Source organism: Lacrimispora amygdalina (assembly GCF_003432035.1).
In the GTDB taxonomy this organism is placed as follows: domain Bacteria; phylum Bacillota; class Clostridia; order Lachnospirales; family Lachnospiraceae; genus Lacrimispora; species Lacrimispora amygdalina.
Genome location: NZ_QOHO01000039.1, coordinates 1 through 18,736, shown reverse-complemented (window position 1 = coordinate 18,736; position 18,736 = coordinate 1). Strand labels below are relative to the sequence as shown.

General features: G+C 40.5%; 18 protein-coding genes. All 18 read right to left on the bottom strand.

All coding sequences use genetic code 11. The features are described from left to right. Nucleotides 1-721, bottom strand: a 721-nt coding sequence (locus DS742_RS13460; protein ID WP_117417505.1) for a hypothetical protein, incomplete at its 3' end; no start/stop codon positions are given. Between the two features lie 156 nt (nt 722-877). Next, the gene (locus DS742_RS13455; protein WP_117417504.1) at nt 878-1,567 is read right to left on the bottom strand and encodes a hypothetical protein; all 690 of its coding nucleotides are present in this window, start codon (nt 1,565-1,567) and stop codon (nt 878-880) included. Next, nucleotides 1,564-2,862 carry a DUF3289 family protein gene (locus tag DS742_RS13450; RefSeq protein WP_117417503.1) on the bottom strand — a complete coding sequence of 433 codons (1,299 nt, stop codon included), beginning with the start codon at nt 2,860-2,862 and terminating at the stop codon, nt 1,564-1,566. The genes DS742_RS13455 and DS742_RS13450 overlap by 4 nt, the downstream gene beginning before the upstream one ends. A gap of 50 nt (nt 2,863-2,912) precedes the next feature. Then, a complete protein-coding gene (locus DS742_RS13445; protein WP_117417502.1) occupies nt 2,913-3,485 on the bottom strand; it encodes a hypothetical protein in 573 nt (190 codons plus the stop codon). A gap of 45 nt (nt 3,486-3,530) precedes the next feature. Then, nucleotides 3,531-4,820, bottom strand: coding sequence for a hypothetical protein (locus DS742_RS13440; protein ID WP_117417501.1), 1,290 nt, complete (start codon nt 4,818-4,820; stop codon nt 3,531-3,533). Between the two features lie 12 nt (nt 4,821-4,832). Next, nucleotides 4,833-6,218, bottom strand: coding sequence for a hypothetical protein (locus DS742_RS13435; protein WP_117417500.1), 1,386 nt, complete (start codon nt 6,216-6,218; stop codon nt 4,833-4,835). A 6-nt stretch (nt 6,219-6,224) separates the two neighbouring features. After that, nucleotides 6,225-6,746, bottom strand: a complete 522-nt coding sequence (locus tag DS742_RS13430) for a hypothetical protein (RefSeq protein ID WP_117417499.1) — start codon at nt 6,744-6,746, stop codon at nt 6,225-6,227. Between the two features lie 33 nt (nt 6,747-6,779). Then, entirely contained in the window at nt 6,780-7,472 is a 693-nt protein-coding gene (locus DS742_RS13425; RefSeq protein ID WP_117417498.1) for an iron-dependent peroxidase, read from the bottom strand. Then, nucleotides 7,469-8,782, bottom strand: coding sequence for a hypothetical protein (locus tag DS742_RS13420; protein ID WP_117417497.1), 1,314 nt, complete (start codon nt 8,780-8,782; stop codon nt 7,469-7,471). The genes DS742_RS13425 and DS742_RS13420 overlap by 4 nt, the downstream gene beginning before the upstream one ends. A 39-nt stretch (nt 8,783-8,821) precedes the next feature. Further along, the gene (locus DS742_RS13415; protein WP_117417496.1) at nt 8,822-10,705 is read right to left on the bottom strand and encodes a PP2C family protein-serine/threonine phosphatase; all 1,884 of its coding nucleotides are present in this window, start codon (nt 10,703-10,705) and stop codon (nt 8,822-8,824) included. 29 nt (nt 10,706-10,734) lie between these two features. After that, nucleotides 10,735-11,580, bottom strand: coding sequence for a PP2C family protein-serine/threonine phosphatase (locus DS742_RS13410; RefSeq protein ID WP_205692757.1), 846 nt, complete (start codon nt 11,578-11,580; stop codon nt 10,735-10,737). A gap of 54 nt (nt 11,581-11,634) precedes the next feature. Then, the gene (locus DS742_RS13405) at nt 11,635-12,165 is read right to left on the bottom strand and encodes an FHA domain-containing protein (protein ID WP_117417494.1); all 531 of its coding nucleotides are present in this window, start codon (nt 12,163-12,165) and stop codon (nt 11,635-11,637) included. A gap of 78 nt (nt 12,166-12,243) precedes the next feature. Next, the gene (locus DS742_RS13400; RefSeq protein ID WP_117417493.1) at nt 12,244-12,798 is read right to left on the bottom strand and encodes an FHA domain-containing protein; all 555 of its coding nucleotides are present in this window, start codon (nt 12,796-12,798) and stop codon (nt 12,244-12,246) included. A gap of 18 nt (nt 12,799-12,816) precedes the next feature. After that, a complete protein-coding gene (locus tag DS742_RS29775; RefSeq protein WP_117417492.1) occupies nt 12,817-13,257 on the bottom strand; it encodes a DnaJ domain-containing protein in 441 nt (146 codons plus the stop codon). Between the two features lie 126 nt (nt 13,258-13,383). Then, nucleotides 13,384-13,812, bottom strand: coding sequence for a membrane-associated protease 1 (locus DS742_RS13390; RefSeq protein WP_117417491.1), 429 nt, complete (start codon nt 13,810-13,812; stop codon nt 13,384-13,386). Nucleotides 13,813-13,839: 27 nt separating this feature from the next. Beyond that, the gene (locus DS742_RS13385) at nt 13,840-14,271 is read right to left on the bottom strand and encodes a hypothetical protein (RefSeq protein ID WP_117417490.1); all 432 of its coding nucleotides are present in this window, start codon (nt 14,269-14,271) and stop codon (nt 13,840-13,842) included. Between the two features lie 46 nt (nt 14,272-14,317). Next, the gene (locus DS742_RS13380) at nt 14,318-16,501 is read right to left on the bottom strand and encodes a transcriptional regulator (protein WP_117417489.1); all 2,184 of its coding nucleotides are present in this window, start codon (nt 16,499-16,501) and stop codon (nt 14,318-14,320) included. 41 nt (nt 16,502-16,542) lie between these two features. Next, nucleotides 16,543-18,381 (bottom strand): vWA domain-containing protein, encoded by a 1,839-nt coding sequence (locus DS742_RS13375; protein ID WP_117417488.1) that lies wholly within the window; start codon nt 18,379-18,381, stop codon nt 16,543-16,545. Nucleotides 18,382-18,736: the final 355 nt, after the last annotated feature.

The following is an 18,736-nucleotide window of genomic DNA, read 5'->3' as shown; positions in this document are numbered from 1 at the left end:
TTCCATGCAATCGATCAATATATTTATTTAATTCTTTCTTTAATTTCTTGTCATTAATTACAAAAACCTTGCTATCACTTTTTATTTCCTTCATTCCAACTGGAACAAAAGCCTCATCGGTCCTTTGAGGTACAATAATAATATTATCCGTCGATTTTCCCACTCGCCCCCAGAAACTCCCTGACACAGGACAATTATCATAGTAAAGATAGATACGATAAAACTTAAATTCATCGTCCTTAATTTCTTGCGGGGAAATCTGTAAATCTGGATTCTTTGATGTTTTTACAATTGAGTTTATAGCTTTTTCATTTAAGAAATCGCCTCCATAAGAAGTGGACTCAAAAGTCATAACACCTCCTGTGATTTTGCCCTCCAATGGAATTTCATAGCCGTTTTTTATGAATAATTGGTCTCTATTGTCACTATCGGATACTGCTACTACACTATATTCTTTTTTTACATCGCCTTTTAACGAATGTAAAAAATATGCTACACTATTATCATCCCTTGCGAGCCACTTTCCCGTAACAAATATGAATTCAGACTGTTTATCTTCATCCATCAATGTATATGAACTTCCTGCCCACTCCACTGCCGCTATTGCTATATGGGTAGTTGGCAAAAAATATCCAAATTCATATTTGACCCATATAATCGCTAGTAAACAGAATGCTAAAATAATCAGACACACTCTTAATAGATGCTTATTTTTTTTCATTTTGTCTCATCTTTTATAATCTCCGTTCTAATCTCTCTTAACTCTTCTTCAACACAATCATATTATCTTTCATCCAAATACCTCCAATTTTCACTCCACTATTTCACAATTTATAAATAGCTTAAAAAAGTTTTTTTGAATGATATCTTTGACACTCTAATCATATTTTTTATTTATAATCTTACTCAACTTCTTCTTTATTTTTTTATCTTTAATAAATGTTAAAGAAACTTTATCTTCCCCTGAAGAAATGGATTCAGTTGATTCTGTGTAAATAATCAGATTATCGCCTACCTCACATATCTTTCCAAAGTATTTTCCAGAGACAGGACAATCATTAAAGCAAAGGAAAATAGGATAACTATATTTTCTACTGATAAATACTTCTTTAGAAACAATAATATCTGGATATTTAGATAACTCTACAATAGTATTCATTATCTGTTTATCTATAAAACCATTCCTCAAAATCCCCCCAGTTATCTCCCCATCAAGAGGAATTTCATATCCGTTTTTTATCCAAAGCTGTCGTTCCCCTTCTGGATCAGCCGTCACCAAAACGTTATATTCTTTATTCTTATCACCCTTTAATAAATATAAAATATCATATCTTTCACTACGTGCAACAGATTTGTCAATGCGATAAGCGTATTTAATATGCTCTTCTTCCTCATTAATATCAGTTGGATGATACTGATTTCCTTTCCATTCCACTGACACTTCAGCTATTTGTGTAACTGGTAAAAAATATCCTGTTCCCCATATAATCCAAAAGATAAACGTAAGACAAATAATTAGAAGTATCCCAACAGGTTTTATTAACTTTATCCTATTTATTATGCTCATTTATTATTTCTTCCCCCCTGTTTTCTTTTCTCTTCTCTTATTGTATTTAATTCCTCCTCAATGTAATCATACTGTTCATCATCCAAATATCCTTCAAACTCATACTCTACGATTTCATAATTGACAAATGGCTTAAATCTTCCTTCGAACTTCGTATAATGCTGAAGAGTGAACCATGCCCTCATCCCTGCTAAATCAGGAATCAGAATACCGGCATATCTTCTGGTATTTGACATATCTTCACCGCCCAATCCAAAATGGTCAAAGAATTCAAATCTCAAGATTCCTTTATAATGATAATCCCCCTTCACTTTATAAGACTTTAAGATTACATTATTCCCCCACATAGCATGAATGGCTATAAAGAGTCCGGTAAACACATTTTCAAACCCGTAGTCCGGATAGTTTGCTTTTTTCTGAAGATACTCATTGATCTCAGCTATTGATAATTTATCTAAATTACCTTTTGCCTTACGCAGCTCATATTTCAATATTTTTTCTATCTGTCCTTTATACATTAAAGTCTGCTCGTGATTTTTAACCCGTGCAGTCAAAACATCATCATAAAAATCTGCACCATTGTTATAACGGAAATGATCTACCATCTTCTTCATCACATTTTTCATCCCAGAATCTGCCCATGAAAAATCATTGACCATTGTTTGGAATTCTTTAAATAATGTATCCTCATCTTCTTTTTCCTGGTATTTAAAGTAAGGATGAGATTTAAAATAATCAGGATCCACATTTTCATCTTCTTCCATACCATGCCCCCCAAGCAAAGTTTCCTTATCCACATCATTACTTCCCAAATCAGGATACCTTCCAATTAGAGTTTCAGGTCTGCGTTTACTTTCAAAAACAGTTCTGTCTTTAAATGTCTTCCACCCATATTTCTTTATCGGTAACTGCCCGCTACTGGCAAATGTCACAAAACCCGAATTACAGGAACACACTCCATAACTGCTCTGTTCCAGTACGGTCGCTTCCATATTCATTGTATTGATATCAAAAATTTTCTTCCGTACATTCCCATTCAACCATCTATGAACTGCTGGTTTGCATGGCTTTTGTGTTTTACTACAAATTCCAAATGTTCCAATATTCATGTTTCTACTATCTCTCACCGTAATTAAAGGCTGACCTCCAACATAGCTTCCATGATCAATTGGTAAATTTAGTACACTCAGCTTTGACCCACAATCACATTGAATCTTCGCCCCACGAACCACATAAGAATCTTGAGGTGCCTTTGTCGAAACAATACTCACTTTACTTTCTTTTACTTCTCCCATTCATAAACCCCCTTTCTTTTAATCATCTCTCTCTAGTCGAATGCTCCCCTCTACTCCAGTACCGTAGCAGATTGAAATACCTGTTCCGAAATCTTCTTCCAATTATCTGAATCTCTATCCAGGCAATTAAAAACCCCATGAAGTGTACCTCCGTGAAACGTAATAATGCACATCATATTGTACATCTGCTCATCAATCCCATAACTTTTAAAATCAAACGTCCTGACTGTATTTCCCCCGGACGTTTTCTGCTCACCCTCCTCATAAAAAATAAAAGCCGGATTCGTTCTCAAAAGTACTGATTTGAGTTGGAGAACCAAGTCCTCTTCCTGATTAATATAGTTTTTTTTATCCAGCCAGTTAAACGCAAAATTAACATTGGTATTTAAACTGGTCTTAATAACTTCCGGTCTATTATCAGATGGGTATTTCATTTTCTTTATTTCCTCAGGCATATCTATAAAGGTTTCCGGAAGGTAAATACTAATTTTATCCAGTATATTTACCGGTTGGAAATTTATATACTCTTCTCCAATGTAAACTCCCTGTTCCTTTATGCTGACCTCCTGATTAATTCTCACCTGTTTTTTTAATGCTGCAAGCTGTTCATCTTCGTATTCCATTGCACTTCTTCTCCTACTTTAATATCGTAATCATTTTTTCACTAATTACATTCCCGTTACAGATTTAATCTCCGTTGAAGCAGACAGCCTTATATGTCTGGCAGTCATTTTTATTTTTCCATCTCCTTCAATAGTCAGATTCTCTCCATCAAATCCTATTGATGATTTATCACGCAGCTTCATTGAAGCTTCTGATTTTACCATTTCTATACTGCCGCCTGATAAACCAATTGATGCATCTGAAGTTTCAAAATACTTGTCTCCAGGCTCCTTGTCCTTATTCTTCAAATTATGCATACACCGGATTACAATTCCCTGCCTCTCATCATGATTCATAAAATAGACCTCAGCCTTGCTTCCCTTCTCAGGCATGGCATATAATGCATTTCCTGAATCCGGTCTCCATGGATAAAAATATTTTCCATCTTTTCCATCCATATCAAATTGTACCTGCACAGTTTCGTTGTGGGTTTTTTCCACTGTTCCTGATAAACTTAATCCAGTAAACTGTTCATTATAACAGGGTTCTGTCTCAAGATCTTTCTCGTTCGCAAGCCAATATACGAATTTAATATCCCCATGTTCAAGCATGAATTCCTTTTTATATACAACACATTTCCTTCCATTCAGCACCAGCCAGTCTCCCAGCAAATAGGATACCCTGCTTTCCAGACAATGAATTATTACTGCCCGTCCCTTTTCTCCATCCACATAGCTTTTCCTGATCTTTACCTCAGCAGTAGAACTACTCTCTTTTATTTCTTCCCCCTTGCGCATTCCAAACCAAAGATTTGGACGACCTGTTACGATATCCGGAATGATATAGCTATTTTGCAGACTGGCAAGTCTTTTTTCAAATTCCCATGCCGTTTCCTCATAGCAGATAACAGGTTTCTCCAGCTTTTTATCTCCTGTATTGCAAATTACACTTCCGTCTTCCATAGCACTTACAGTCTTTGCTGTTTCTGCATATGTCTTAGACGTATCTTGAAACGTGCAGCAAAGCTTCTTCTTATCCAGTTTTATGGATGCAGAGACTGCCGTTACCAAGGCGCGTAGCACTCCATGGGTATACTTTAAATCAATCTGTTCAATCTGACCACAAAATAAGGTCTCATCAGCCTCATTTTCCTTGTTCCCAGTCAGAATGAAACGAACCGTTCCATGAAGATAATCCTCAGAAAGAGTCTGACTGTCACCTTCTTTTCTTTTTACTATTCCTGACAAACGGACTCTTGCATGATCATTGATCTCCCATATCATTGCAAGCTCCTGGATAAATTGAAATGGAATATCCGTCTCTATGGAAATCTTATCATTGATTCTTATATTCATCTTCCAGCCTCCCTATTGTAAATTGATTTTTCCGCCTTCAAAAGAGATTCCATCGGCCATTCTCATTATGGTTTCTCCCTGCTTCAGCACAATACTATTAGAAGCCGACAATTCTACACTAGCATTGGAACTGCTTATATTGATGTTATCAGAAGCGTGAATTAAAACAGAAGAATCACTGACAATACGAATTCCCTTCTGGTCAGAGAGTTCTACCGATAGTCCGTTGTTATTAGTAATAAGAATCTGCTCTGGTGTCATACGGATCTCTTTGCCTTCTTTATTTCTCCAAATCTTATTATCCGGCTCTGTTCTTATGCCATTTCCCTGATTTTCATGATATCCACTGACTGCATATGCATCTGCTTCATCAGAAACTGGTAAATATAAGCGTACCCTGTCTCCTGGCTCGGGCATGCAATACCAGCCTGCGCCATCTGGTGAAGAATAAACGGTCGAAAATGCAAACCACCGATGCCCGCTCTGTTGATTTTCATCTCCATGGATAGAAAGCTTCACCCGTTCATCCTTCACTTTTTCTACCGTTCCCATTAGTGACAGACCAATCATCTCCTCATTATAGGATCTGGATACTTTCATACCATTTCTGGTCCTTAGATCATATCTATGATACAGTTCACTTCCCTTCCACATAGTCTCGATACTGAATATATACAAGCTCATCCCGCAAAATGACACCTGACTTCCCAGTTCACAATAATCTCTGCTCTCTACAAGATAGCTGACATCCTTCAAGCTGCCGCTTCCGTCTCTTTCACGGTCATAGTCACCGGAATTCCTCCGAACTGTATAATCTTCTTTGCTGAATTCAATATTTACTTTTTTCTCCGGAAGCCCCAAAAAATATTTTGCTCCCTTTACCTTGCACGAGGGAACCATTACCGTATTTAATTGACTTGCACTGCGTTTTAAAAATTCCCAGTCTGTCTCTTCGTATTGCAGTGTAAACCCATGCAAAGAGACGCCTTTTCCTTCTGTAACAATCACACCAGCGTGGGGATAGTTCTCATTGCAGATTTCAGCTAGTTCCTTATATGTATAGCCTTCCCTCTGGAAGCTTCTAAGATGCTTTTTATAATCCATCAGCTTTGTACCGGTAAACAGCTCCAGCTCCATAACGCAGCCTTCTCCTTGAGACTGGATATTAAGTTCCGTAACCACTCCGTAAAATAGAGTGTTCTCCTCATCTTTGTCGTTATAGGTCAAAACCTGTACCCAGGTCTCCTCACTTGCGCGTTTGATGTATTCGTCCTTTTTCTCTGCCCGAATCACCCCTCTGACCTTCACATACCCGTGCTGATTAACTTCCTGGATTCCTATATAATCCAAGATAGAAATCATTTCAAATGGCTTTATTGCTATCCTTTTCTCTCCCATGTTTCATTATACCTCCTTCAGTTCAATTTCATCCAGGGAGATTCCCTGGGCGTTACGTCTTAAAATACTTTCTGCAAAATCAAGATTAATAACTATTTTTTTTTGTTCTTTCAATTTCATTATAAAAATATTTCTATATTTTAAGGGGATTCCAGAATTTCCCCTTATTACAGCACTTCTCCTTCGCTCCAAAGTTTCCATTTCTCCTGACACCTCTGGCAGAACTATTAAAAAATAACGTTCTATTTTTCCTCTGGCAGAATCCACCATCACCACATCCTTTGCCATAATTTCGTCTCCATACATATCAATTACAGATTTGACCATTTCTGACATCAATAAATATGGCGAAATAAAAATTGCTGGAAATATAGTATCTTTAGTTGTTGAAATCGAAATAATATTTCTTTCTGGAACTCTATAAAAATGCTCTTTACATACTAAGGATGGTGAAAATGTTTCTTTCCAGTTTTCTATTAAGGGTCCATCACAAAATTCTTTATCCGGTTCAAGAATAAAATATTTCATCGCTTCCTCCACACCTTAAACAATAGTCTGTTTTTAAAACAACACAACCTGATCAAACTCCATTGTCTCCTCCACATCAATAATACCAAAATGATGCTCCCAGAATAGAAATACCTGATAATTGACCGGAAGAAACATATCCTGCAGGAATTCCAGCCGTTCCCGTTCTGCCTCCGTTTCCTTCAGCCCTACATACACCAGCACCTGCCGTGCGGCTTCGTTATTGGCATAAACCATGGAATCTGGATACATGTACCGCATAACTTCCCTAAACAGATAGATAGAGCTCCCGCACTGATATAATTTTAAAATCAGTCTCAGCAGCTGCCGAAGCTTTTCCTTTTCAAACTGCTCAGCCACCCGGGCTGCCTGGCTTCCACATACCCCCTCTAACAAATCCCTTAGCAGAAAGCGCAGGGCATATTCCTGTTTGGAAAGTCCCTGGCGCAAATCCAGTTCTACCAAGTATTGCATGGCAGCATCAAAAAAGATGTTTCTTGCCGTTTCAAAACCTGACAGATTGATATCAAACATTTCTGAAAATTCTCTTGAGAATCGGTACAGAGGGTTTATTTCCACCCTTTTTTCTTCCAGACTCTTGCTGTTAATTGTCTCAAGCGTTACCTCTGTATACGGACTTCCGTTACTCACTGGTACATACCGGACTTCTTCCCGCCTTATACCTGCCCGATCTGCAGCAAGCGCGGCTTCCCATGCATAATTCATACCATCACTCCCTCGCAGCGGTATTCGCTGATTTCTAACTGAATCTGGGAGATTACAAACCGGACCATGCTGTCATTTAGATAATGGCCAGGTTCCTTTTCCCTGAATTTTAAGAGCAATACCTTTCGGCTTTCCATGGGAAACAATTCATCCCGCACAAACCAGTTCATACCCTCCATCGTCGGATAATCCTTTACATTTGAGCAGATTTCATAACCCACAACTTCAATATAATCACGGATATCTAATTCCATGATCCTTCGGAACAGATCTGTCTTAGTCATCAGCTGAGCCCGGCTGTTTTCCGCATACCGACGGATAAAGGAATCATTTTTATGATTCGATACCAAGGGTTCTCTGTAATCCAGAGAGCGTATTGTTTCTTTTTGTATAATATGAAGAGCTTTCCAGTTTTCAAAGGTTTCCTTTTGAGACTTAATCACAATCTTATTTTTTTCATGCCGTATTTCCAGAATATCCTCACTAGATTCAATTAAGTATCCGTCTCCTTCCTCTTTGTCCTCCAGCGTGAATTCATGCTCATAATAGATTCCATTGATGCTGGGGACCATGAAGTCTGCGCTGTCAAACTTTACCCATTCCATATTCCAGAGAGGAATCTGATCATAACAGATAAACTCTCTAAACTCTCCAAAGGCAATCTCTATATTTTCGGGAAAAACCGGAATTTTTTCTTTTTCCAAACCTTCTACGCAGATAAAAACATCATAAAACTTGTCCAAATAAGCTGTATTGATGGTTTCCCAGGGGATATGATTATCCTGAAATACCTGATATAACCGTTCCATAATATCCCGGTAGCGCTTTGCGGGCTGTATATAAAACCTGGCTTCTTTGTTTCCTGCATCAACCTTCAAAATGCCGTTAAAGCTTTCAGAACCTTCAAATCTTCTTCGTCCCTGTTCATTTATCTCTAAAAAAATACTCCCGATCCAGACACGATGCTCATTGGAAAGACATTCTGCCAGTTTCTCTTTTTTTAAGTCTGTTTCGTCAACTGGGTACAGAGTATTGTTTGTCGGATCATAATGATTCCGATTTACGATAGTCATAACCGTTTCATACTGATTCGCTCCGATTTCCAGTTCTTCATATATTCGCTTTTCCAGTTGAAGGTACTTGTCCTCTGTACAGCGAATAAGTTTTCCCAACCCCTCCGCGAGTATTTTTTTTGCATATTGCCGCTCATCTAAATCACTGATTTCCCTTAGCCGTTCCTCTATGTACCTTTCAAAATCAAAGGGATATTCCAAGATGGCGGATAAATTGTTATCCCTCCAATCTTCCATGTGCTCCTCCTTGCTTAATAATTCTATTTTACATTTATTTTATTCTCCCGGCCCAACAGCCTTAGTTTCCTTATCAGCCTTCTTCTCTTTTTCTGTATTCTCCCCTTCTGACTGCGTTTTCTGATTTTTCTCCTCTTTAAGCGCTGCTTCCCGGCTCTCTTTTTCCGCTTTATCCTGATCCATTGCCGTCTCCAGAATCTCAATCAGCCCATCAACTTCCTCCACTTTGTCATCCAGTTTCAGTTCTTTATAAATACTCTTCGCAAACAGGTACTGTTTCTTAGCCTCCAAACGGTTTCCGGCAGTTTCTTCCTCCCTGCCAGCATCCACATATTCCTGCGCCTGGGCCTTTTTCTGTTCATTTTCTTCTGCCTTGCTGTCACTGGAAGCGATCTTCACCTGTATTAATTCACCATGAACATCGTCTTTCAACTGCTGATATTTCTCCAATGCCATAGCATAGTAAGCTTTTGCACCCTGGTAATCTCCGTCGGCAAATGCCTTATCACCCTCTGCAGCAAGCTGGGCAGCTCCGGTTTCATCCGATGCTTTATCCTTTGCCTGTTTTGTATCTGCTTCCTCTGCCTTATCCCGTTTAGTGTACATAGCTTCCAGCGCATCCATGGCTTCCTTACGCCCTTTTTCGAAATAGGATCGTGTAGCCAGACTCTTTGCCTGTAAATACTTTTCTTCTGCTCTTTTATAATCTCCCTGTGAGACCAGAGTATCTCCTAATTGAATATAGTCAAATACCGAGAGATAATCCGTAATTCTTCCCAACTGTTTGTCTATGTACTCATCTGCTATCCTGTCTGCATACCTGGAACGCTCTTTTGCCTTTACATAGGCTGCCTGAGCATCCTCGTATTTCTCACCACTGTAAGCGTCTTCCGCAGTGTTGATTGCTTCAATCAGCTTCTGATAATCAGTAAATTCCCGAACCTGCTTCTTATCCCGAAGCTTTTCTGCCAATTTCACTGCCTCTTTACACTCTTCTTCTGCTTTTACAAAATTATTATCCTGTATGTATTCGATGGTATTCGTGTACCTTCGTTCCATATCTTCTTTATACTTCTGCTTCATATAATGAAACAGCCATAATACCAGACTGATCACTAAAATAATAACAATGGATATAATTGCGATAGTAATAATCTTTTTTGTACGGTTTTTTTTATCAGGATCTAAAAAGACCTTGTCTATAAAAATGGCAGCGAATGTATAGTTGTCCAGATTTTCCGGCTGTCTGGACAACAAAAGATCCTCTACATTGTTCAGGCACTCCTGCGGATCCCCTTTTGCCTCAGAGAATACGTCATCTAATTCACCGCTGTCTAAATTTTCCCAAATTCCTCTTGTATAGAATGCCAGGATATCTCCGTTAATCAACTTTTTCTTCTTTGATACAAATGATTTTAAACCTTTTCCAATTCCTAAATAGGAATATAAATTATTTCGTTCTTCATGACGGGAGAGAACATCCTCCGTAAGCTTCTTCTCCTTTACCAGCTCTGTACCCAGAGACATATCCTGGGTCGATTCAAGCACAGAACCATCCCGATAAAGGCGCAGTCTGGTGTTGCCCACATGACCATAACGTACCTTTGCATAGTCGGTAACAATTACCGTAACAGAAGCTTTTAGACGCTCCCGGCAATCTGCCGTAAAGAGCGCCTGATTTGCTTCTTCCAGGTAGGATAGTACTGCTCGCTTTGTCATAGACGGGTGCGCCTGGAAAGCCAGGATAATGCTCTGTGTTGCCAGCCTGGCACTCTCGGCATCGGGCAGGTCATTCAATCCATCCGCTATCACATAACAGGCATACTGTTCCAGCTCCACAAAAGCGAAATAATCATTATTTTTTAATTCAGAACCCGCTTCTGATATAAATGCCGTCTTGAATGTACTGTTTTGTTTTCTCATCCCATAGTCTCCTTCTGGTCCTTTCTCCGTCAGCGTATCTGCAACACTACCACCGCTGCATTATCCTTATCTTCTCCCTGACTTTTATTAACCAGTTCAATTATTTTATAAGCTTTTTCCTGACAGCTTCCTCCCTGCTCCAGACAATCTTCGATATCTTTCCATCTGGCTGTTTCATAGAGACCATCTGTCATGAGAAGCACATATTCACCGCCGTAAAGGGTAATGGGCGTATCAAAAAATTCCACATCCCGAAATCCATCCTGCCCCACATAGTTATACAGCCTGTGATGATCCAGAAGGCTGACCGCCTCCTGCCTCGTGAGCTTACCTTCCTCGTATTTCTGCTTTGCCAGAACATTAATTGTATGTCCCGATGTAACCGGTACCAGCTCCCGGTTCCTGTAAACCGCTGCTTTTACGTTGCCAACAGCCGCATAATAGAGCTTGCGATCCTTTATCATAACTGCTGCCACAGAAGCGCAGCCCTGGTTTTCCTCTAATTGATTTAATATTTCGCGGTTGGCTCCATGAAATGCCTTACGAAAGGAATACTGGGGATTATAGAAAGCATTTTTATCCTCAAACATATCCAAAAATACCTGAACAGATGTCCGTGCGGCAATTTTACCGCCAAAATGTTTTCCCATACCGTCTGCAAGAACCGCCATGGATCCTTCCGTTGTTTCGGTAATTCCGTATTCATCTTCCTGCACCTCCCGGTCACCAATGGTTTTGGAAGCTCCGCTTTCACAGCTTAAACGCCTTCTTCCGGATCTGCTCCGGAAATTAATAACTTCCAGTCTGATGCGCAAGATAACGAGTACCGCTCCTGCAAGCCCCAGAAAAAGAAGAATTGATTCGGGAATTGTCATGATTCCCCTCCATTCTGTTATTTAAATATTCAGGAATCTTTTTCGCCTGCAGCCCTACTGCTTTGATTCCGGAGTGCCTTCCTTATCTTCCCACATGAAATTTTCTCCGCAGAAGGGCTGGAATGCAAACTTGCTCTCTCCCATCTCAATTACGTCATAAGCGCTTAGTACTGTCGGGGTATAAACCGCTGCATCGTTATGATATACAAGACCATTGCTGTCACCTGGAAGCAACACCGTCTCCTTTTTTTTCGGATCAAAGACAATGACACCATGATTACGCCGGGATATCTTGTTATCTCCCAGCACCTGGATATCCATGTCATCTGCCCGTCCAACGAAATTCTTGCCGGATTTTATCTTATAATCCTTTCCCTGCCTTGGCCCGGAAATACAAACAAGCCAGCCGCATACGGGAGATGTTTCCTGAGCAAATAAAAGTTCTTCTAATTCTTCCTCATTCTTTCCGCCAGCCTCTTTTTTCTCCTTTGTGGCTGTTTCAATGTTACAGTAGGGACATACCGTCCCGTATCTTCTTGATGAAAATAAATGCCCGTTCTGGCACCGAATCAGATTTCCGCTCATGTTTTTAAGCTCCTTTTTTTCATATTGTATTATTTTAAATAAAAAAACCAGCCGAACCGTAAATTGGATCGCCCACTGTTACCTTAAAAGGAGTCTGTTTAACCCTACATACAGATAGTCCCCTTTTTCAATCCGGCAGGGAGTATCTGCAGAAAGCTTATAAACTCTCCCGTCTTCCGCCTTTCTTACGCTGATTCCATTAGTGCTTCCAAGATCTTCCACATACCAGTTTCCAGTAGAATAATTTAATACTGCATGTTCAATGTCTACCATACTGGCGTAAGAACTCTTCCCCAGATCAATGTCCACCTGATTTTCTCTCACATCACGGCCAATAACCATAGCCATCTTTCCGTACAGGTCCCATGCCATCAACTCCGTATCTTCTTCACTGAGAAGCACAATTTCCGTAATCAATTCTGATTCTGTCGGCAGGCCAAGCCTTAAGTGTCCCACTGCCTGCTTGCTTTCTTCTGTGTTTCTTACAGCCAGAACCAGAAATAGAATCAGCAAAACGATTGCTGCTGCCATAATAGTTTCTCTTCCCCGAACCTGATCCGGATAGAAAAAAACAATTCCAAGGACTGTAATACAGACAGCGGCAATAATTAAATCAATTCCCCGCTTTTTCATTCTTATGTTCCTCCCCTTCTATTTCCTGATACCCATATATTTCTCAAACATATCCGTCGCATCCAGTGGATTTGTTCTTTTTTTCTTATTTGGATTCATCTTATCTTCATCAACCTTCCCATTTTGGGGATTAAATCCGAAGAATTGTGCAAACTGTTCTTCCATATTGGAGAAATTAATATCAGCTGGAGATCCGGTATTTCCCCTGGAAGCTTTGTTTGTTTTCTCTGCTTTTTCTCCTTGAACATTTTTTTCAAGGGTTTTATCATAAGCTTTTCGTTTTTCCTGATCTTCCAGGGTGGCATAAGCCTCCGAAACTTCTATAAACCGTTCCTCTGCTTCTTTATTTCCCGGATTTGCATCCGGATGATATTTTTTAGACAGTTTTCTATATGCTTTCTTTATCTCATCCTCTGACGCAGACTGGGAGACTCCCAGCACACTGTATAAATCCTTCATCTGCTCCGCCTTGTCTCCCGGCACAGGCAACGCTCACCGGGGGGTGTTTTCTTTAATTTCTAACTTACCTCTTTATCTGGAAAAAGGGCGCGCCCGGATTTCTCCGGACACACCCTGCGCTCCTGCTTATGCGGCCGGATAGCCACCTTCCACTGTAATGAGGCCTAACTTATCTTTTTTCTGCTTAATCGTTAATGTGAATGTTCCTGTTCCTTCCACATCTCCGAATTCTTCCTTATAATCAATGACAAAGGAATTGGGGAAATAATACTTTCTTTCCATGATTCCAGCTGCTACATGCTCGATGGTTACCTTGCGGTAGCAATCTGCTTTTTCTGCCGGAACGCTTGACCATAAAGCCAGCTTTCTGGTACTGTCAAAGGGATCTCCGTCAACTGCGGTTAAGATCCTTCCGGTGATAACCAGGGTGCTTCCCACATCCTTGGTTCTTGCGTTGGAATCCAGCGGAATATCTGTGGTAAATTTTACGCTGCGCACACATTCTTTTGCAATCTCAAAGCTTTCCATTCCTTCTACTGTTACTCTGTATGACATGTCTTAAATCCTCCTTTCATTCCTCCGTTATTCGCCGCCGAAGCCGCCTTCAATCTTGGTAACTGCGTTCTCATCCTTCTTCTGTTTCATGTGAATGTAGAAGGTTCCTACGCCGCTCTCATCATCAACTTCCTCGCTGTACTCCATAACAAATGCATTTGGAAGGGTGAACTGGCGTACTACCTGGCTAGCAGATACAACTGTGATCTCTGCACTGCGGTAGCAGTCTGCCTTCTCAGATGGTACCTGGGACCACTGGGCAAGTCCTAAAGTCGGATCATTTCCTTCTCCTCCCAGCTTGTACAGCATCTTTCCCCATACTTTAACTGTCAGGCCAAAATCTGTTGCTCTTGCATTAGAGTCCGCTGAGGAAATGGAGTCAAAATCTACTTTTGAAATACTCCGCTCGTCAAAAACGATATCCTCTGGTCCTCCGGTGATTTTCATACGAAATCCCATGCTTACTTCCTCCTTTTCTTTAGAAAAATATATGCTTCAAAGGCATTTATGCCTTATTCGCCGATAATCGGTTAATCTCTACCTCTAAGTTCTTCACATTGCCGTTAAAGGTAATATCCAGCGTACAGTAGCCGGTTTCTTCATTAATGCTGCAGCTGATGTCATCTCCTGCTCCGAGAACTCCGTTAAGATATTCTCTTCTGGACAGCCACTGGCTCTTCTGGCTGTTTGGATTATTGGAAAAGAACTGGACAATGGAATCTTCTTTAAAGTCTCCTGTTCCGTGCCGCATAACCCTCTCGATATAGGTAGTTACCTGTGTTTTATAGATAGGCTCAAACATGGAACCATCAGACATTAAGTTCCTTGCTTTATAAACCATAATTTTTGTTATGTTATTTCCTTTATAAGAAGCATTTTCTGAACTGAAAATGAATCCAAAATTTTTCCGGTTAATATCATTCTTAATGGAATTAGTAAATCCGGTTATTTCCTTTGCCATAGTGGTGCATGCGATCAGGGAATGGTCATCTGCCTCAATATCAAATCTCACTCCAGGCAGTTCCATATCTAATCTGACTCCAGGACCGAATTTTGACTTTAAGTATTCCGGACACTGACAGGCAGACACAACTCCTGCAGCTACATAGGCAGCGCCTACATAGACGCCATCAATCCAAAGCTTCATGATATCTTCTTTTTCTTTGGAAAGCTCTGCTGTCTGGTTTTCACCTACTACCATCCGGCTGTCTAAAACAACCCCGGATTTGTCCTTAGGAATGATCGTATAGTTCGGCAGGCAGGGAATGGCAAATTCACTGAATTCTTTTCCCATAAGTGCCGCACAGCGGTCCTCGTATCTGGTAATACCTTCCGTTGCCAAAGCATTAAAGGTGGTGCTGTCATCTGCTTCATAGGAGAAGAAGCACTGAACCTTGTAATCTTTGAAAACATCCAGCAGACGGATTAATGATTCCACACTGTTGGTATCATTCTTCTCTGCCTTGGAATTTCCCTTAAACCGCTCTCTGGTCAGCTTCATTTTACTGTTCTGATCCAGGGATACATTCGGTACTACTGCGTACCAGACCGTATTGGTGAAGTCATTCTTTGCATTAACTGTTGTTAAATATGTAATCAGCCTTGGAATATTACTGCTCTTTGCCAGCATCTCATTGGATACGTTGGTCACCAGCATGGAAGGACGCATTCCTTTCAACTTTTTGGGATACTGTTCAAAATAGCACCAGATTCCAAGAAGTCTTTCAATGAGGGGTTTTACAGTTTTGATAAAAGCGTCCTTTGATTCCTTATAGAATTCCAAATAGGAATTATAGTTGGAAACCTCTGTTGCTATGTCAATACTGCTCTCCATGGTTGAGGACAGGGGACAGAAGGTTCTCGCAACAAGTGCACCAACATAGTCATTGCTCTCCTCATTTAATGCCTGGTAATCATCCTTTAACGCTTCAATCAGCCCGGTATTTACATTGTCGTCAATTGTTGTCAAAGCTGTTGTTTCAACTTTGGGCGCCTCTAAAACACGAAGTTCTCCCTGGTCTCCCATGCTTAAAACACCTAAGGCAAGAGGGGTATTGTCCTTTTTATCTCCTCCGTCTCCTAACAGGAGTCTGGTTTTGATATCTTCAATTGCCAGGGGGAGGAGCGCCATGACGTTGTTATAATTAGCGCTTGCCTCCTCAAACATAACATTTAACTTGTCGCCTAAATCTCTCTTCTTAGGATCCTCTTCATCCAGCTTTGCGTATTCCCCATATGTATATTGCAGTTCTTTTCGGTTCTGCTTGATTGCATCCATGACTTTCTTGGGTGAAATCATATCTGTAAGCTTCTCAAATTTAAAATCAACATTAATCGTTCCCTCAGAACGCTTTGTCTCCACCATGGACATAAGCATTCCCATGAATTCATTCTGACGGTTTAGTGGTATTTCCGTCAGCATCTCATCCGGAACCTGCTCTGGTTTATCCAGCTGATAAACAACCCTCTGATTATTCGCATTGTAGTAACAATAAACTGTAGGTGCAAACTTTTCCAAAAGTTCATCGAAACTGCGGACCATTAAATGATCGTTAATTTCCTTAATCTTGTCGTCAGACAGACTTTCCACTCCCCTGACATCTCCAACAAGGGTTAGCAAATCCAGTTTTTCCGGATTAATAACCTCCATTAACATAGTCCGGTTAGTCTGCTTTATTACATTTCCCATATTGCTTATTCCTCCTTTGTTATCTATCTGAAAGGATGTTGCTATGATTTCCTCTCACTTGGCTTTAAGTTTTTATAATGAATTTCCATCTCTGTGGATTCATCTTCAAAGGTAATCGTGATTTTTTCGTTATAAAATACTGGATATCCCATGCCCTTTTTTAAAATTTCCATTCCCCTCAGTACAGTACACCGCTCCGACTGGTCCATAATAATCACCGAATGATCCGGTCCGGGATAAATAATGATGTCCTCTTCTCCTATTCTGCCCAGCTTTATTTTACAGGAAGTGAGAATCTGCCCAAGTGTCATACGGCCGCTGTTTCTTCCAAACAGATGATAGGTCTGAGGCGGTACATCACGTCCATCTGCAGTTCTCACCACGTAAATACTGAACTTTCCGGAGTAAGTGCAGGCCTTGGTCTTCATCTTAACTGGTTCCTTTGAAGAGGGAGACTGCGACACATAGATCACTGCCGCATTCTTTTTCTTATACCACCAGAGCAGGATTAAAATTACAACCAGCGCAAGCGCTCCCAAAATTGCCCACAGCGGGCGGTAATCCGGTTCAGGCTCTGGTATGGGATCAGGCGGTGGAATCAGTTTTTCCATCACCGGCTGTTCAATGATATACCGTTCAGAAAAGATGCTGGGATCAATCTCAACAGATAACTCATCAAGCCCATCTATAGAAAGTGAATAAGGTATGACACCTCCGCTTACAGTACCTGATTCCCAAACACCATTCACGCAAAAAGGCACCGACTGCCCTTCATAATATGGCGTATTCCAGAGGTTTTCGTTTTTACCTCCAGTATCCTTAAGGGATATTTTCAAGTCTGCGTAGTGATTGTAGACCGGAGGGGTTTTTGATTTACTTTTCTCTCCTTCTGCAGCAGGTGAAACTTCCTCTCTTCGGTAATTGATATTGACCACTGGCCTGGCTGTATATTCCACGATCATATATGCTTCCACTCCGGTTAGTTCCGGTGTCTGAAAACGGACATCCACAGCTTCAGATGCTGGTCTGGTCATCTCTATCACTGCAAAATTACGACCGCTTGTAATATGACCTTCCTCTGCAGAATAATCTGCTGTCACATTCTGAATTCCCTGCCCGGAAGTAAGTACAACTTTTACATGCTCTGCTCCAGAAGAAGGAATTTCAACATGAAGGCTTCCTCCATTCCCGTCTGTAACTCCCACCGACCTTTTGGGAATATTCATTCGATCATACAGAATACGGTTCATAATCTGTACCAGATTTCCTGACTGCCCCTGCCAGTAGATGGCACCGTCAGTCATTTCCGCGCCGTCGAAAATATGCATCTGAGGATCATTTAATTCACTGCCCACAGCAACGATATAAATTTTTATTCCCGCTTCCTTTGCCTTCTTAATGGTTTCTGAATATAAGGTGCGTGAAGATTCCTTTGCCTGTTGGCCCGGCATATCGATCTCTCCGTCAGTTACCATGACAATACTACGCTCTACGTTCTCCTCTGTGGAGAAGAGCCCTACTGCCTGATTCAGTCCTTCCCCTGCATTAGTATAGCCCTTGTATATAATAGAGGAAAGCTGTGCACCCATCGGATCCGCCCCTGCACTTAAGGGAATAACCGTCTGAATTCCTGTATTATAGGCTACAAATCCAGTCTTATAATTTGATGGAAGACTGCAGCCTGCCTGTCGTATTGCATCAATAGCAAGGCGGCTTTTATCATTGGAGTTCATAGAACCACTGGTATCCAAAAGGAATACCACCTCACCATTCCTTACATGATACTCATGGTTTTCTTCTGCTGCCCCAGTGACAAGTCTTGCCGGAAACAGCAGCATGATGACCCCGATAAACAGAAAAATCCTTTTTAAATTCTTCATCTCACCCCTCCTGACAAAGTTCTGGTAAATATTTTAAACATCCATACCTCTGCCTTATTTTTGTTAGTTACATTATAATACAAAAAACATTAAAAAAACCGTTCATGTAATATTTAGCGCTCTACATGTAATTTTTGGTAATAAATTGTCGTATTTTCTCCGAATTCAGTTCAAAATACCCCCGATTTTATTTTTTTAAGGTCAATTGCATTCCGAGCTTCCCGCTTTGTAATCGAATTTCACGTTTTGAAATCGACCTTAAATTTTTGAACCCGAAATTCCACAATTGTTATGACTTTCCCGTTTTTCACTTGCTTTCTATGGTATAATCTCTGGTAACAAGATGATTTTGGCG

Excerpts from the sequence above, each read along its gene's own strand:
- DS742_RS13455 (WP_117417504.1), bottom strand. The coding sequence starts at position 1,567 with ATGAGCATAATAAATAGGATAAAGTTAATAAAACCTGTTGGGATACTT.
- DS742_RS13450 (WP_117417503.1), bottom strand. The coding sequence starts at position 2,862 with ATGGGAGAAGTAAAAGAAAGTAAAGTGAGTATTGTTTCGACAAAGGCA.
- DS742_RS13445 (WP_117417502.1), bottom strand. The coding sequence starts at position 3,485 with ATGGAATACGAAGATGAACAGCTTGCAGCATTAAAAAAACAGGTGAGA.
- DS742_RS13440 (WP_117417501.1), bottom strand. The coding sequence starts at position 4,820 with ATGAATATAAGAATCAATGATAAGATTTCCATAGAGACGGATATTCCA.
- DS742_RS13435 (WP_117417500.1), bottom strand. The coding sequence starts at position 6,218 with ATGGGAGAGAAAAGGATAGCAATAAAGCCATTTGAAATGATTTCTATC.
- DS742_RS13430 (WP_117417499.1), bottom strand. The coding sequence starts at position 6,746 with ATGAAATATTTTATTCTTGAACCGGATAAAGAATTTTGTGATGGACCC.
- DS742_RS13425 (WP_117417498.1), bottom strand. The coding sequence starts at position 7,472 with ATGAATTATGCATGGGAAGCCGCGCTTGCTGCAGATCGGGCAGGTATA.
- DS742_RS13420 (WP_117417497.1), bottom strand. The coding sequence starts at position 8,782 with ATGGAAGATTGGAGGGATAACAATTTATCCGCCATCTTGGAATATCCC.
- DS742_RS13415 (WP_117417496.1), bottom strand. The coding sequence starts at position 10,705 with ATGAGAAAACAAAACAGTACATTCAAGACGGCATTTATATCAGAAGCG.
- DS742_RS13410 (WP_205692757.1), bottom strand. The coding sequence starts at position 11,580 with ATGACAATTCCCGAATCAATTCTTCTTTTTCTGGGGCTTGCAGGAGCG.
- DS742_RS13405 (WP_117417494.1), bottom strand. The coding sequence starts at position 12,165 with ATGAGCGGAAATCTGATTCGGTGCCAGAACGGGCATTTATTTTCATCA.
- DS742_RS13400 (WP_117417493.1), bottom strand. The coding sequence starts at position 12,798 with ATGAAAAAGCGGGGAATTGATTTAATTATTGCCGCTGTCTGTATTACA.
- DS742_RS29775 (WP_117417492.1), bottom strand. The coding sequence starts at position 13,257 with ATGAAGGATTTATACAGTGTGCTGGGAGTCTCCCAGTCTGCGTCAGAG.
- DS742_RS13390 (WP_117417491.1), bottom strand. The coding sequence starts at position 13,812 with ATGTCATACAGAGTAACAGTAGAAGGAATGGAAAGCTTTGAGATTGCA.
- DS742_RS13385 (WP_117417490.1), bottom strand. The coding sequence starts at position 14,271 with ATGGGATTTCGTATGAAAATCACCGGAGGACCAGAGGATATCGTTTTT.
- DS742_RS13380 (WP_117417489.1), bottom strand. The coding sequence starts at position 16,501 with ATGGGAAATGTAATAAAGCAGACTAACCGGACTATGTTAATGGAGGTT.
- DS742_RS13375 (WP_117417488.1), bottom strand. The coding sequence starts at position 18,381 with ATGAAGAATTTAAAAAGGATTTTTCTGTTTATCGGGGTCATCATGCTG.